This is a genomic window from Streptosporangium lutulentum, assembly GCF_030811455.1.
GTDB lineage: Bacteria > Actinomycetota > Actinomycetes > Streptosporangiales > Streptosporangiaceae > Streptosporangium > Streptosporangium lutulentum.
The window spans coordinates 749415-762842 of the sequence record NZ_JAUSQU010000001.1 but is presented as its reverse complement, the minus strand read 5'-3'; the positions used below and the strand labels follow the sequence as shown (position 1 = coordinate 762842).

The 13428-nt window shown below is 71.8% G+C and carries 9 protein-coding genes; 1 reads left to right on the top strand and 8 read right to left on the bottom strand.

All coding sequences use genetic code 11. The features are described from left to right. Nucleotides 1-16: 16 nt before the first annotated feature. From J2853_RS03210 to J2853_RS03185, 6 genes are all read right to left on the bottom strand, one after another. The gene (locus J2853_RS03210) at nt 17-673 is read right to left on the bottom strand and encodes a response regulator transcription factor (RefSeq protein WP_307554790.1); all 657 of its coding nucleotides are present in this window, start codon (nt 671-673) and stop codon (nt 17-19) included. 200 nt (nt 674-873) lie between these two features. Continuing rightward, complete coding sequence (locus J2853_RS03205) at nt 874-1563, bottom strand: hypothetical protein (protein WP_307554788.1); 690 nt, start codon at nt 1561-1563, stop codon at nt 874-876. A gap of 1 nt (nt 1564) precedes the next feature. Beyond that, nucleotides 1565-5848, bottom strand: a complete 4284-nt coding sequence (locus J2853_RS03200; RefSeq protein WP_307554786.1) for a WXG100-like domain-containing protein — start codon at nt 5846-5848, stop codon at nt 1565-1567. A 9-nt stretch (nt 5849-5857) separates the two neighbouring features. Continuing rightward, a complete protein-coding gene (locus J2853_RS03195) occupies nt 5858-6157 on the bottom strand; it encodes a hypothetical protein (RefSeq protein ID WP_307554784.1) in 300 nt (99 codons plus the stop codon). Further along, entirely contained in the window at nt 6154-6537 is a 384-nt protein-coding gene (locus tag J2853_RS03190) for a YbaB/EbfC family nucleoid-associated protein (protein WP_307554781.1), read from the bottom strand. Before J2853_RS03190 ends, J2853_RS03195 begins: the two co-directional genes overlap by 4 nt. A gap of 72 nt (nt 6538-6609) precedes the next feature. Next, the gene (locus J2853_RS03185; protein WP_307554779.1) at nt 6610-6762 is read right to left on the bottom strand and encodes a hypothetical protein; all 153 of its coding nucleotides are present in this window, start codon (nt 6760-6762) and stop codon (nt 6610-6612) included. A gap of 218 nt (nt 6763-6980) precedes the next feature. Here J2853_RS03185 and J2853_RS03180 point away from each other — a divergent pair, with 218 nt between their 5' ends. Then, on the top strand, nt 6981-8390 hold the full coding sequence (locus J2853_RS03180) for a threonine/serine exporter family protein (protein WP_307554777.1): 1410 nt from the start codon (nt 6981-6983) through the stop codon (nt 8388-8390). Here J2853_RS03180 and J2853_RS03175 read toward each other — a convergent pair. Next, on the bottom strand, nt 8313-12266 hold the full coding sequence (locus J2853_RS03175) for an AAA family ATPase (protein WP_307554775.1): 3954 nt from the start codon (nt 12264-12266) through the stop codon (nt 8313-8315). The two genes, J2853_RS03180 and J2853_RS03175, sit on opposite strands and share 78 nt — an antisense overlap. Further along, on the bottom strand, nt 12267-13394 hold the full coding sequence (locus tag J2853_RS03170) for an exonuclease SbcCD subunit D (RefSeq protein ID WP_307554773.1): 1128 nt from the start codon (nt 13392-13394) through the stop codon (nt 12267-12269). Between the last annotated feature and the right edge of the window lie 34 nt (nt 13395-13428).

Below are 13428 nucleotides of genomic sequence, written 5' to 3'. Positions count from 1 at the left end.
GAACGGCGACCGGCGATCAGGTCGGCGACCGGTAACGGATCACCCCGAGGTCTCCCAGGTCGTCGGGCCACAGCCACCCGGCCTCCCTGGCGATCGTGACCGCCTCCACCCGCGTGCGGGCGCCGACTTTCATGAGGATCCGCGACAGGTAGTTGCGGACCGTGCCGCAGGAGAGGCAGAGCCGGTCGGCGATCTCACCGACGGGCGCCCCCTCGGCCGCGACCTTGAGCACCTCCAGCTCACGGGTGGTGAGCGGGTTCTTCCTGGCGTGGAGCGCGGCGACGGCCAGGTCCGGGTCGACGACCCGCTCGCCGCGGGCCACCCGGCGCACGCACTCGGCGAGTTGCCCCGCGGGGGTGTCCTTGACGACGAACCCTCGCGCGCCCGCGTCCAGCGCCCGTTTCAGCGCCGCCGGGGTCGCGAGGCCGGTCAGGATCACCGCCTTGCACGTGGGAAGCCTGCGGCTCAGCTCCGCGGTGACGGTGAGGCCGTCGGTGCCGGGCAACCCGATGTCGATGAGCGCGATGTCCGGTCTGTGGAGCAGGCACGCGGGCACCACCTCGTCACCGTGCCCGACCTCCCCCGCCACTGTGATGTCCTGCTCCGCGGAGAGCAGGGCGACCATGGCCCCGCGGATGAGATTCATGTCCTCGGCGATCAGGACGCTTATCACGGGTGGTCGCTCCTCTTCACTGGTGTTCCGGTGCCCTCGGGCCAGAAATGCTACCCAAAGGAGTCAAACGATTACCCACCATGCCCGAGTTATGCACCGATACACGGGATTCATAGAAGGAATCGCACCCTCCCGCGCGCCAAGGGCGACAGGACGGGCGGAGAACGGCGAGCAGGAGGCCGTTCTCCCGTACGGGCTCGTCAGCGCCGCCACAGAAAGGCCGCGGCCTCGATCGCGGCCCGGTGGTAGGGCGGCAGGTCGTCGCCGGTCCAGTAGACCTCGACCTGCGGATCGCTCTCACCCATCTGCGACGCCTCGATCTGAGCCTCCAGCGTCGGACCCCAGGCCGGTATGCCCGGATCCACCTCCATGAGGTAGACCCGCCGCGCGCCCTCCGAGCCGTCGCGCCAGGCACGCCGCACCGCCACGACGCCAGCGTGCTCGCTCAGGGCATCCACCACGAGCTGGTCGGTCAGGTCGAACAGCTCGTCATCCAGGTCGGCGAGCTCGGCGGGGACGCCGCCCGTCAGGTCGATGCCGGCCGGCACGCGCGGGGGCCGCACCGAGTCGGGGGAGAAAGTGTGACCGGTCGCGGGGGTGGTCGTCGTGAGCGTGACCTCGCCGGAGGCGGTCGGCTCGCCCTCGAGGCCGAGCACGGTGAACACCTCGCGCAGGACCTCGACCTCCTCGGCCGTCAGCGGGACGCCACCCTCGACAGCGGCGATCGTCACGGCGTCGGGCAGGTAGCTCAGGTCGCCCTCGGCCAGCATGGCGCGGGCTCGGGTGATCAGCTCGTCGGGCAGCCGGCCGGCCAGGCGGAGCAGCATCCGGTGCACGCCGCTGTAGAGCTGCCATGTCCTGTCGTCCAACTCAGCCCATTCGGCGCTCACGTCAGCCTTCCTCCATCACGATGATCTCATAGCGCGGAACCTCCGAGATGACGCCACGTACGACCGCGTCCGCCGCCAGCGCGTCCACCTCCGCGCGCAGGCTCGCCACCAGCTCGGGATCGTCCACCCGGCGCACGCGCGAGTGCGGCGGGAAGACGATCTCCTTCTCGCCGAAATAGGGGGAGAAGACCGACATGTCCTTGGCCTGCTGCCCGGTGAGCTGGTAGGCCACGAGGACCTTGCGGTCTCTGGACGTGCGCTCGACCATGAACTTGATCGCCACCTCCAGCTGCCTGCTCATGCTGAGGAACTCGCGGGTCGTCCCGTGCGGGTGCAGCGTGGAGCCGTAGATGGGCGAGTGCACCGGCGTCATCCAGTCCCCGCGGTACGCCCACACTGGCCGCTCCGGCGAGCCGACCATCGGGAGCTGCGCCATCGCGTCGTACAGCATGTCGGTGTGCCAGCGCATCTCGTCCAACAGGCCCGGTGTGGCCCTGCCGAGTTGCTCCTCCAGCGCCTTCCACGCATCCTTCGCGTCCTTACGGGCCGCCCTGAGGTCCTGGCCGGCCTCCCTGGCCTCCTGCTTGTTGCCCTTGTCCCGCGCCTGCTCGAATCGCTCCTTGGCCTCGCCCTTACGGCGGACCGCGTCGACGTAAGAGTCGGCCATCGGGGTCAGGAGCGGTCTCCATTCCTTGGGCGGCTTCATTTTCAGGTAGTGGTCGTCCACGCGCACGAGCGAGTTCAGGGCTATCGGCAGCCCCCCGAGCTGGGGGTCCACGGCGAGTCCGTTCAGGTAGTTGCCGACGAGCGTGCTGACCTTGCTCACCATGCCGTGCCGGACCAACGACTCCGACAACCCGCCGGTCCACAGCTGGGTACGCGTCATGTTGTTGATCAGGTGATGGCCCTCCATGGCGTACGCGCTCAGCGCCATCAGGTGCGCCGGCGACAGCCGGTCGCCCAGAGCACGCACCGCGGCGCGGTCGCGCGGGTTGATGCCCGAGCCGTCCAGCCATTCGGCGAGGGTGCGGGCGGTGACCCTGCCTTGTTCGAGCTGCGACCAGAGGTAGTCGAGGGTGTATCGCACCGCGGAGTGCTGCGTCTCGGAGAAACCGGCGCGGTCCGTGGCGTGCGCGAAGTATCGGGACTCGTGCGGGAACATACCGTCGGGCAGGATCTTCCCCCGTAGCGTGGAGAGGTCGACGCCGGGCAGGCTCCGGTAGAAGTCCACCATGTTGGGCCGAGAGCCGGGCTCCAGCCGCATCCCCCCGACGTCGGCGATCTGCGCACCTCTGGCGATCTCGAACAGCGAGTGGTCCAAGCCCGGCAGCATCCATCCCATGAGCGCACCCAGGAAGTGCTCGGTCGTGCTGGGGCCGAGGTTGAGGAACTTGACCGCGGTGAGCATCTTCGCGGTGGTGCCGGAGACGCCGTCGACCACGGGGAAGCCCTCGCCCGCGATTCGCCTCGCCCACCGGCTCCCGGTCGTGTCGTGCATGGTCACGCCCTCGCGCCAGGGTAGCAACGTGTCGGGGTCGGCCCGCCCGTTGAGGTGCTCCTCCACGAACGCCCGCTCGAACCTCCCCAAGGGCGCGCCCAGGCGGTCGTAGTGGCCGGGCGTCGTGTTGAGGTCCTGGATCTCCGTCTCCGTACGGTCGCGCCGGCTGAACTGGCTCGAGACCATCTCGGCGACGTCCCTGGCGCCGCGTTCCGAGAGCATGCCGACGTTGCCCGTGCCGAACGGGTCACGGTTGAAGGTGTACCTGTCGGGCATGAACCTGGCCTCCAGCCGCCCGAGCGCTGGGCGGTGCCACCGCTCGTCGAGCTGGTGCTGGGCTCGCCGCACCTCGCCGACGTCGAGACCGGCCTCGCGAGCGCGGTCCCAGCCGCCGGTGTCCATGATGTCGAGCAGGGCGTTGCCGAAAATGTTCGGGTTGGCGCGGTTGTAGTAGGCGCCGTTGTAGAAGGCCGTCACCAGTTCGCGCAGGTTTCCGTGCGCGAGCAGGTCGTCCACGGTCACGCCCGTGCGCGTACCCACCTGGCCGGCGTTGGCCGGGTCGTCATTGAAGAAGGCGCTCTCGACGCGGCGGGCGAAGGCCGAGGGGCTTTCACCCGGCTGTCTCGGGGTGAGGTCCAGGAGGACGTCGCGCAGCCTGCCCAGTGCGACGCAGGCGGCGTCCACGGTCTGCGGGTCGTTGAAGTAGTATGCGCCCAGGCGCTGCTCGAACCTCGTGGCCTCCGCCAACCAGCGGGGGTCGTTGTAGAAGCGTTCGAAGTCGAACGGGGCCCGCGACGACGAGCTGTTCCGCGAACCGCCGGGCCCGTCCTGGGACGCTCCCGGCGAGGTGTCACCGGGGCGGGACGGCGGCGGCGTCCTGTCTCCCGCCTGCGACGGTGTGGGTGCGCCGTCTCTTGCCAGAGGCGGGGGAGACGTGCCGCCTGCTGCTTGGGCCGGTGGGGATGTGCCGTCGCCTGTCTGGTCGGCTCGGCCCGCCGTCCGGGTGGGCGGCGTGGTCTCTCCGGCGTCGGAGACGTGGTTGAGCAGCCGCTCGATCCTGCTGACGGGGGGTGTCTCACCTGGAGCCCCCTGCCGCGCGGGCGCGGCCGGATCGGCGCCGTTGCCGCGTACGCCAGTGGCGGCTGCCGCGCCGGTGGGCCCGCGCTCGGCGGCCTGCTGCGTCATCCCACCGCCCGTCCGGTCCGGCACCTGATGCGGCGGCGCGCCACCGGTGGCGCGGTCCGGGGTCTGGTGTGGTGCGCCGCCGGACTGGCGCTCGCTCGACCGGCGGGGGGTGCCATCGGCCGCGTATTCCGGAGTGTTGCGGACCGCGGAGGGCGGACTCTGGTCGGACGTCCGGGGGCGGGGCGTCTCCAGGACGCGCACAGGCGCCGGGCCCTGTTGCGGCACGGCCTGCGGCCTGGCCTCGTCGGCCCCGTGCGGCAGTCCCTGCGGGGCGGTGGTCTGGCGGACGGTCTCGGACCCGGCACCGGGCGCGGTGTCGGTGGTCGCCTGGCTCAGCGTGGTGCCGCGATCGGGTACGGAGCCGAGACCGGGGCCGACCACGGGCTCCACGCGCGGAGCCGCCCCACGATCGGGCGCGGGATCGGGGCGATCCCCGGACGCGGGATCCGCGTCGTTGCGTAGACCGGGGTCGGAACCGGTACGGAGCTCGGGATCGGGGCGATCCCCGGGCGCGGGATCCGCGTCGTTGCGTGGACCAGGGTCGGAACCGGTACGGAGCTCGGGATCGGGGCGATCCCCGGGCGCGGGATCCGGGTCATTGCGTGGACCAGGGTCGGAACCGTTGCGGGGCTCGGGGCCTGGGCCGCCGTCGTGGGGAGCGGAGGACGGGTCTCCGTAGGGCGACGGCGTGCCGCCGCCGCGGTTCGGCAGGGCCGTGGTCAGGTGCTGGCCGTCGGCTCCGAGCGCGCTGGAGGTGATGCCCTTGGCCAGGAGGTCCCAGCTGAAGTTGCCCTGTACCAGCATGGTCCCAGCGGTGGTGATGCCGCCGGTGACCGCGTACTGGGCGGCCTGGCCGTAGAGGGAAGAGCTGGCGGCCGCCAGCAGCCGCTCGGCCGTGCTCATCTCCGCCCTGGACAGCCCCGCACGCAGGGCGGGCGTGGCCAGCCGGGTGAGCCCGCCGCTCATCAGCCCCATGAGCCCGCCCATCGCGCCGCCACTGAGCGCGGATATGCCGAGCTGCTTCAGGTCGAACGCGTCCCTGCGTCCCTGCGCCATCTGCGTCAGCTGGATGCCGGCGTCCATGCCCGCCACGATCCCGGCGAACATCGCGATGTTGAGCAGGGCCCGTTTGGCGATCTGCGCGACCGTCATCCGGGCCAGCTGCACACGTGGCGGGATGAGCGCCAGACTCGCCCCGCCGCTGGCGATGGCCGCCGCCAGCAGGTACGCCAGCTGCGCGATCAGCAGCCAGACAGTGACCTCGATCATGTACTTGGCGTACTGGATCTGCACGCCGACACCGTTGAGCGCGACGGCGGTGTCGACCAGCCGGTTGACCAGACCGGCGACCCGCTGGCCGGCCATCTTACCGACGTGCTCGGCGAAGGCCAGGTGGGCTGCGCCGTCCCACTCGGAGCCGATCTTGTCCGCGGTCCACGGCTGGTCGGCGGCGGTGCCCTCGACGATGCGGTGCGCGGCGGTCACACACGCGTCGGCGAGCCGGAAACAGCCGGTCTCGTCGCCCTCAGGCCAGTCCATGCCGACGACCCAGCCGATGTACGGCTTGGCCCAGTCAGGTACGAGTAACCCGTCGAATCCCATGGACGATGATCAGGAGCCGGAGGCCCAGGGCTGGTCGGCCAGCTCGTAGTTGCCCGCGGTGGTGCGCAGGCCGGAGGACGTGTCCTCCAGCTCGCTGATGTAGGCGTTCAGCGCCGTGAAGATCTCTTCCTCGATCCTGGGCAGCTTCTTGGCCAGCTCTGCGCCATACTCGTCGTTGCCGAGGGTGTTCCTGTCGCGGTCGAAGGCCGCCCAAAGGTCGTTGCGCGTCTGCTCGACGTCGATGCGCTGCTGGTCGTAGACGTGAGTCTGGCTGCGCAGTGAGGACGGATGGACGTAGTAGCCACTCATGCGTCCGGATCCACGGGCGGCGGCAGGAAGGCGTCGAGCGTGACGTTCTCGCCGAAGACCTGGTCGTAGCGAAGTCCCTCCGGCATGAGGGGCTCCATCAGCCGCCGACGCCGCTCGGTGACGTCGGTCGTGGCGCGGTTGATCTGCTCCATGATCGCGGCGGCCAGCTCCGTGGCGGCGAGCTTGCGGTAGACGCGGGCGTTCAGGTCAATGGCGCGGACCTGGCCCTGCGGGCCCACGGTGACGCTGATCGTCCCGTCGGCGGAGGTCACTGTGGACTCGATCGCATTGACCGCGTCGTACGTCTCACGTACGCGCTGAACCTGCTGATTGACCTGAACTGCGAGTTTCTCGACCGTCGCTTGGAACACATCCGCCATAACGTCACCTCCAGCCCCAATGATGAGAAATTAACACAACATTGTCCAAGAGTTGGCAAATATGCACAGGAGTTAAAGGGGGCTCAGAATGTCTGTCCAATGCCGGTCGGTCTTCACCAGGTCGATCTTGCCGCGCGCGAACGTCGACAGCGGCCCGTGGTCGGCGTTCTCGATCCGCCAGTCCTTCTGATCGGAGATGTCGGCCAGCGCGAGCCGGTACTGCATAACCTTTCGAGGCTGCCATGTCTGTCACGCGGCTACCTGGAGAGGTTCCGGCTGTTCTCCGAGCCCCACTCCTCTGTCCGCAGGGTTAAGCATTCCGGCCGGTTCGACCTGCCCGCAAGGTGTGTCACGCTCACCGATGCGGTGCCCACCACGCGTGGTGGGCACCGCATCGGTGAGCGGGTAACCTCGTGGGACGCGCCAGGAGGTCAGGGAGCAAATTGTCGGCGTCACCTCTGGAACCCGCACCCGTCCAACGCGACATCTATCGGGCCATGGGACTGGCACTGCGCGTGGGCGAACTACTGCTCGGCAGCGGGGAGGCCACCGAGACGGTCGCCGTCACCATGCGCAGGGTCACCAACGCGTACGGCGTGCCCCACTGTGAGGCCGACGTGAACCTCTCGGTCATCACGCTGTCGCACGTCCCCACGGACGGCGGCGCGCCGGTCACCGCCCAGCGCAGGGTCCGCCGCCGCCTGCCCGACTACGACCGGCTGATCGCGGTCCACGACCTGGTCAGGGAGTCCTCCGGCGGGTCGGTGCCGCTCGACGACGCCCAGGCCCGGCTGCGGGAGATCACCCGGCGGGTGCCGGTCTACCCCAACTGGTTCCTGGTCACCGCGCTCGCGCTGATCGCCTCCTCCGCGAGCATCCTGGTCGGCGGCGGCTGGTTCGTCGCGGTCGCCGCGTTCTGCGCCACCGTGCTGGGCGACCGGGTCAGCGCATGGCTGGCCAGACGGGGCGTGGCGGAGTTCTTCCAGCTCACGGTGGCCGCGATGCTCGGTTCGCTGGTCTCGGTCCTGATGATCTCGCTCGACGCGCCCGTTCAGGCCTCGGCCGTGGTGGTCGGCGCGGTCGTCGCGCTGCTGCCGGGACGCCCGATGGTGGCCTGCGTGCAGGACGGCATCGCCGGCGAATACGTGACGGCGACCGGCAGGCTGTTCGAGATCTTCTTCATACTGGCCGCGGTCGTCTCGGGGATCGGCATCACGCTGTACGCCGCGATCCGCCTCGGCGTGCCGCTGAGGGTGGAGAACGTGCCCGGCGCACCCCTCGTGCTCAGGCCGGAGCAGTTCCTGGGCGCCATCGGGGTGACGGTGTCGTTCGCCGTCGCGCTTCTGGTGCCGCCTCGCTACCTGATCCCGGCGGCGATCGGCGGCGGGGTGGTCTGGACGGTCTTCGTCCAGCTCCACAGCTGGCAGGTCCCGACCATCCTGGCGACGGCCGTCTCGGCCGCGGTCGTCGGCCTGTTCGGCACCGCCTACGCCAAGCGCGTCCGGGTGCCGCCGATGGTGATCACGATTCCGGCGATCGGCACGCTGCTCCCCGGTACCGCCCTCTACCGGGGCATGCTCGAGGTCAGCCTCGGCCACGGGGACGCGGGCATGGACAGCCTGCTGCAGGCGCTCTCGACCGCGCTCGCCCTGGGGGCCGGGGTCATCCTCGGCGCGGAGATCCTGCGCGCGGTCACCGGCTCCGACCTGACCAAGCGGGTGCTCCGCCCGGCCGCCCGCCGTACCCGCGGCTCCGCCGAGAGCGCCCCCCGGAAGTCACGGGGTCGTCGTGGAGAGCGTGGAACCGCGGCGATCCTTACGGACACGAAGTTGAGCGGGGACGCGAGTGCGTAGCTCGGCGACGTGACTGACGATGCCGACCGCCCGGCCCCTGTCCCGCAGGCCGTCGAGGATGTCGAGCACGCCGTCGAGGGTGTCCTCGTCCAGGGTGCCGAAGCCCTCGTCGACGAAGAGGGTCTCAAGCTCCACCCCGCCGGCCTCGGCCGTCACCACGTCGGCCAGGCCCAGGGCGAGCGCCAGTGAGGTGACGAAGCTCTCGCCCCCGGACAGCGTCGCCGGGTCGCGGTCCACGCCGGTCCAGGCGTCCAGGATCCGCAGGCCGAGCCCGCCGCCCGACCTGCTCCGGTCGCCCGCGGTACGGCCGAGGTTGTGTTCGAGGAGGTAGCGCCCGCCCGACATGTGGTCGAGCCGCTCGTTGGCCGACTCGACCACCTGGCGGAGACGCTCGCCGAGCACGTAGGACGACAGTCGCATGTTCCACTGGTTGTCGCTGGAGTTTCCGCCGGTCAGGGCGGCGAGCCGCTCGGCCAGCCGGTGCTTGCCGGCGGCGGGCAGCCAGAGCTCCAGGCACGTGGCCAGCTCGGTGCGGAGCGCGGCCAGCCGCGCCTGGCGGGTCTCGGCCTGGCGCAGGTCGGAGAGCAGGCCGGCGTGGACGGCGTCGGCCTCGTCTCGCGCGGCCCGCAGCCCGGCGAGGTCGGGCTCCGGCTCCGCGGCGGCGGCGATCAGCTCGGGATCGGCGAGCGTCGCGGCGACCTCGGTGCTCATCCTGTCGAGCTCCTGGAGCCGTTCGGCCTTCGCCTCCAGCTCGGCGGCGGGACGGATCGCCGCGCGGGCGTCGTCGAGCCCGAGGAACCCGGCCTCGACGGCGGCGGCCAGGGCCCGTTCCTGGGCGGTCACGAGTTCGGTCGCGGTGGTCTGCTCCTCACGGGTGGCCTCGACCGCCTCTCTGAGCAGCTCGGTCTCGTCGGCCAGCCGCTCCAGCCTCGCGGCCAGGGTCGCGTCCTGCCCGCGGGCCTCGTCGAGGCGGCCGGTCAGCCGCTCGATGTCGGAGGCGAGCGCTTCGACGTTCGTACGGCGGGCGGAGAGGGCGATCGCGAGCTCGCGTGAGCTCTCCTGCAGTCGTCCGAACTCGGCGGCCAGAGCCTCCGTCTCGTTCCGCAGCCGCTCCTCCGCCTCCGCCGACTCGCGCAGCGCCGTCAGCGCCCGCTCCGCCTCGGCGAGCCCGGCCCTCGCGAGCTCCACGGTGAGGTCGGTCCTGCCGCACGCCTCGCGGTGTCCGGCCGCGACCTCGGCGACGCGGGTCGCCGCGGTGAGGGCGTCGGCGAGGAGCGCGGCCTCTCCCGCGAGACGGTCGCGGCGCGCCTGAACGGTGGGGTCCGCGCCGCGGGCTCCGTCCAGGCGGGCGGTCAGCCGGTCGTGCTCGGCCCGCCATCCCGTCCGGCGCATACGGTCTTCGGCCAGCCGCCGGGCGATCTCCGCGGCTCGCGCCCTGGCTTCGTCCAGCTCGGCGGTGAGGCGCTCCACCTCCCCCGCGAGTGCCTCCTCGGTGCTCGCCGCACCGGTCAGGGCCTCCAGTTCCCGTTCGGTCCCGGCGAGGATCTCCTCGGCCTGCCGTACGGTCAGGTCACCCGCGACGGCGAGGGCCTCCTCCAGCCGGGAGTTCAGGGCGGTGACGGTGTTGCCGGCGTTCTGGCGCCGTTCCATGGCCTTCTCGTAGGCGCTCTGGGCGGTGCGTTCGTCCTCGGCGGTGGGCGCCTCGTCGGCGGGGGCCGCCGGGGCGGGGTGGTCGGGGGAGCCGCAGACCGAGCAGGGGGCACCGGGGGTGAGTTTGGCCGCGAGCTCGGCGGCCATGCCCTCGATCCTGGCCTGCCGGAGATCCTGGTGCAGGTCACGGAGCCTCTGGGCGTCGTCGACGGCCTCCACCTGGGCCACGCGCGCCGTCTCCAGTTCGGCGCGGAGGTCGTCGCGGCGCCGGGCGGCGGTGAGTACGGCGGCGGCGGCGGCCGCCGCTGCCCGCGCGGCCGGGATCCCGGCCGCCTTGGCTCTGGTCGCGGCCAGCCGGGCCGCGGCCTCCGCCGACTCGGCGGGCAGTCTTTCCTGGATCTCGCGGAGCGCGGACTCCTGCCGGGCCGACTCCTGGAGATCGAGGTCCAGCCCGGCGAGCAGACCGTCCAGCTCGGCGAGCCGGGCCTCGTCGGCTCGCAGCCCTTCCAGCCCCGCGAGCTCCTCGCGGCGCTCGCGCCCCCGGGAGGCCAGCGCCTCGCGGGTCTGGGCCTCATCCGGCTCCACGGTCTCGTCCGGCGCCACGGTCTCTTCCGGCGCCACGGTCTCTTCCGGCGTGACGGGCAGGGCGGAGAGCCTGGCCTCCAGGTCCGCGCGGGCGACGGCCAGCTCGGCTGCCAGTTCCTCACGGTGCTCGGCCGCCCGGAGCCGGGCCGCGGCGCTCTCGGCCGCCGACTCGGCGGCGGGAACCCGGGCGGCGTCGAGACGGGCGGCCGTGAGCCGGCCGTCCACGTCGAGCCGGAGTCCGGGAATGACCTCCAGCCGGGCGTCGGTCTCGGTCTGCGCGGCGATCAGCCCGGCGATCTCCCGATCGGTCTGCTCGCGTTCCCGGACGATCCTCGCCAGGCGTGACTCCTCGGCGCGCAGCTCACCCAGGCGGGTGATCTCGCTTCGGCGGTCGCGCTCCAGCGAGGCCAGGAGGTCCGGGCTGGGATCCCGGCCGGCGCCGAGGAGGGGAAGCGCCCTGGCCACGGCGTCGGCGGCCAGCCGGCAGGCCTTGGTCGCGGCCTCGGCCCGCTGCTCGGCGCCCTGGATCAGCGGGAGCAGCCGGTCCGCGCGGGCGGCCTCCGTCAGGGTGGCCTGCAGATCCACCCTCTCCTCCGCGGTCTCCTCCACCGTGCGGCTCCGCGTCAGCGCCTCGGCGTGGCGACGCCGCCGGTCGGCCAGCGCGGTGCCGTACTCCAGGCTTCCGCGCGCCTCGCGCACCGCGACCTCGCCCTCGGCGCAGTCGCGGCGCACCCGGGCGGCCGCCCGCCCGGCGAGCTCCTCAAGCGCGCGGGCCCATTCCAGCGGGTCCTCCTCCACGGAGACCACCGCTCCTCGCGGCCCGGCGTCCTCCCCCGGAGCGGTCTCACCGGCGAGCTCGGAGGCCGCCCGCGCGGCGCCGGACCCCTCTTCGGAGACCGTCCCGTCCGGGAGTTCCTCCGAGGCCGCGCCGTCCGGGAGGTCGCCCTCGGCCAGGGCCGCGAGGAGGCCGGGGCCTGCGGCCTCCTCCAGGCGCTTGGCGGCGAAGTCCACCTCCCTGCGGAGGGACTGCTGCTCGCGGTGGGCCTCGGTCCGCGTGTTCGCGAGCCAGGACTCGGCGGCGGCGTAGATCTTCACGGAGAAGAGGCGTTCGAGGACCTTGCGGCGGTCTTCACCGTCGGCGCGCAGGAACTTCGCGAAATCGCCCTGGGGCAACATCGCGACCTGGAAGAACTGGTCGGCGTTCATGCCCAGCAGGGTGCCGATCAGCTCGCCGGCCTCGTCGACCCGGGTGGTCAGCCCGATCCACTCCCCCGCGGGATTGAGCTCCTGGAGGAGTGCCTTCTCGTTCTCCCTGGTGGTGCCGGTGCCCCTGATCTTCGGGCGCTGCCAGGCCGGCGATCGGGTGATCTTCAGTCGCCTGCCCCTGACCGTGACCTCCAGCGCCACGCTCGGCCCCCGGCCGGCGGGCGCGTGATCACAGCGCAGGCTCTTGGCGCTGTCGCGCTTGCCCGGCACCCTGCCGTAGAGGGCGTAGCAGAGCGCGTCGAGGACGGTGGTCTTGCCCGCGCCGGTGGGGCCGTGGATCAAAAACAGCCCCGCCTCCGTGAGGGCGTCGAAGTCGACCTCCTCCTCGGCGGGGAAGGAACCGAACGCGGAGATCCACAAACGGTGCGGGCGCATCTACGCCATCGCCTCCCTGGTCCGGCTTTCCTCGATGGCCTTCTGGAGCAACCTGGTCTCGGCGGGGTCGGCGGCCTCGCCCCGCACCTCGCGGACGAAGTCGAGGGCCACCTCGATCTCGGGACGGCCCGCGACCCTGGGGCGCGCCGCGGCTTCCTGGACCCCGCCCTCGGGCTCGAAGGACAGGCTGAGCGTGTGCGGGAAGCGGGACCTGAGCCGGTCCATGGCCCCCTTGGGCCGGACCCGGTCGGTGAGCACCACCTGGAGCCAGTGATCCTCGTAGGGGGCGTGCTCGGCGGAGGTCAGCAGGTCGTCGATACGACCGCTGAGCCGGTTGACCGGCCGGGGCACCGGGGCCTCGGCGAACTCGGCGCTCACCCGGCCGCCGGCGTCGAGGTCCACCAGCCAGGAACCCTTCACCTGGCCGACCTCGGAGAAGGAGTAGGCGATGGGGGAGCCGGAGTAACGGACGGTCTCGCTCATCCGCTGGCGGCCGTGCAGATGTCCCAGCGCCACGTAGTCGACGCCGTCGAAGGCCGAAACCGGGACGTGCGCGACGCCGCCGACGCTGATGTCGCGCTCGCTGTCGCTGGCCTTCCCCCCGGTCACGAACGCGTGGGCGAGGACCACCGACCGGGAGCCCCGCCGGGAGAGATCGTCGCGGATCCGGGACATGGCGTGGCCGATCGCGGCGGTGTGGGTGCGCTCGGGCAACTCCCAGGGGACGCGCACCAGCTCGGGCTCCAGGTAGGGGATGCCGTAGAAGGCGACGTCGTCGATCATCACCGGCTCACCGACCCGCCCCGGATCGGTGCGCAGGTGAACCCCCGCGGCGTCGATCAGGTCGGCGCCGAAACCGAGACGGCGCGCCGAGTCGTGGTTGCCGCTGATCACCACGGTGCGGACGCCCTCGGCGGCCAGCCGCCGCAGTGCCTGGTTGCACAGCTCCACCGCGTCGACCGAGGGCAGCGCCCGGTCGTAGACGTCGCCGGAGACGACGACCACGTCGACCCGCTCCGACCTGACCGTCTCGATCAGATGGTCGACGAAGACTCCCTGGGCGCCCAGGAGACTCTCCCGATGGAACGAACGGCCCAGATGCCAGTCCGATGTGTGCAGCATCCGCATGTCGCATGAAGCTAACAGGCCCCGGCGATAAATG

Excerpts from the sequence above, each read along its gene's own strand:
- J2853_RS03200 (WP_307554786.1), bottom strand. The coding sequence starts at position 5,848 with ATGGGATTCGACGGGTTACTCGTACCTGACTGGGCCAAGCCGTACATC.
- J2853_RS03195 (WP_307554784.1), bottom strand. The coding sequence starts at position 6,157 with ATGAGTGGCTACTACGTCCATCCGTCCTCACTGCGCAGCCAGACTCAC.
- J2853_RS03190 (WP_307554781.1), bottom strand. The coding sequence starts at position 6,537 with ATGGCGGATGTGTTCCAAGCGACGGTCGAGAAACTCGCAGTTCAGGTC.
- J2853_RS03185 (WP_307554779.1), bottom strand. The coding sequence starts at position 6,762 with ATGCAGTACCGGCTCGCGCTGGCCGACATCTCCGATCAGAAGGACTGG.
- J2853_RS03175 (WP_307554775.1), bottom strand. The coding sequence starts at position 12,266 with ATGCGCCCGCACCGTTTGTGGATCTCCGCGTTCGGTTCCTTCCCCGCC.
- J2853_RS03170 (WP_307554773.1), bottom strand. The coding sequence starts at position 13,394 with ATGCGGATGCTGCACACATCGGACTGGCATCTGGGCCGTTCGTTCCAT.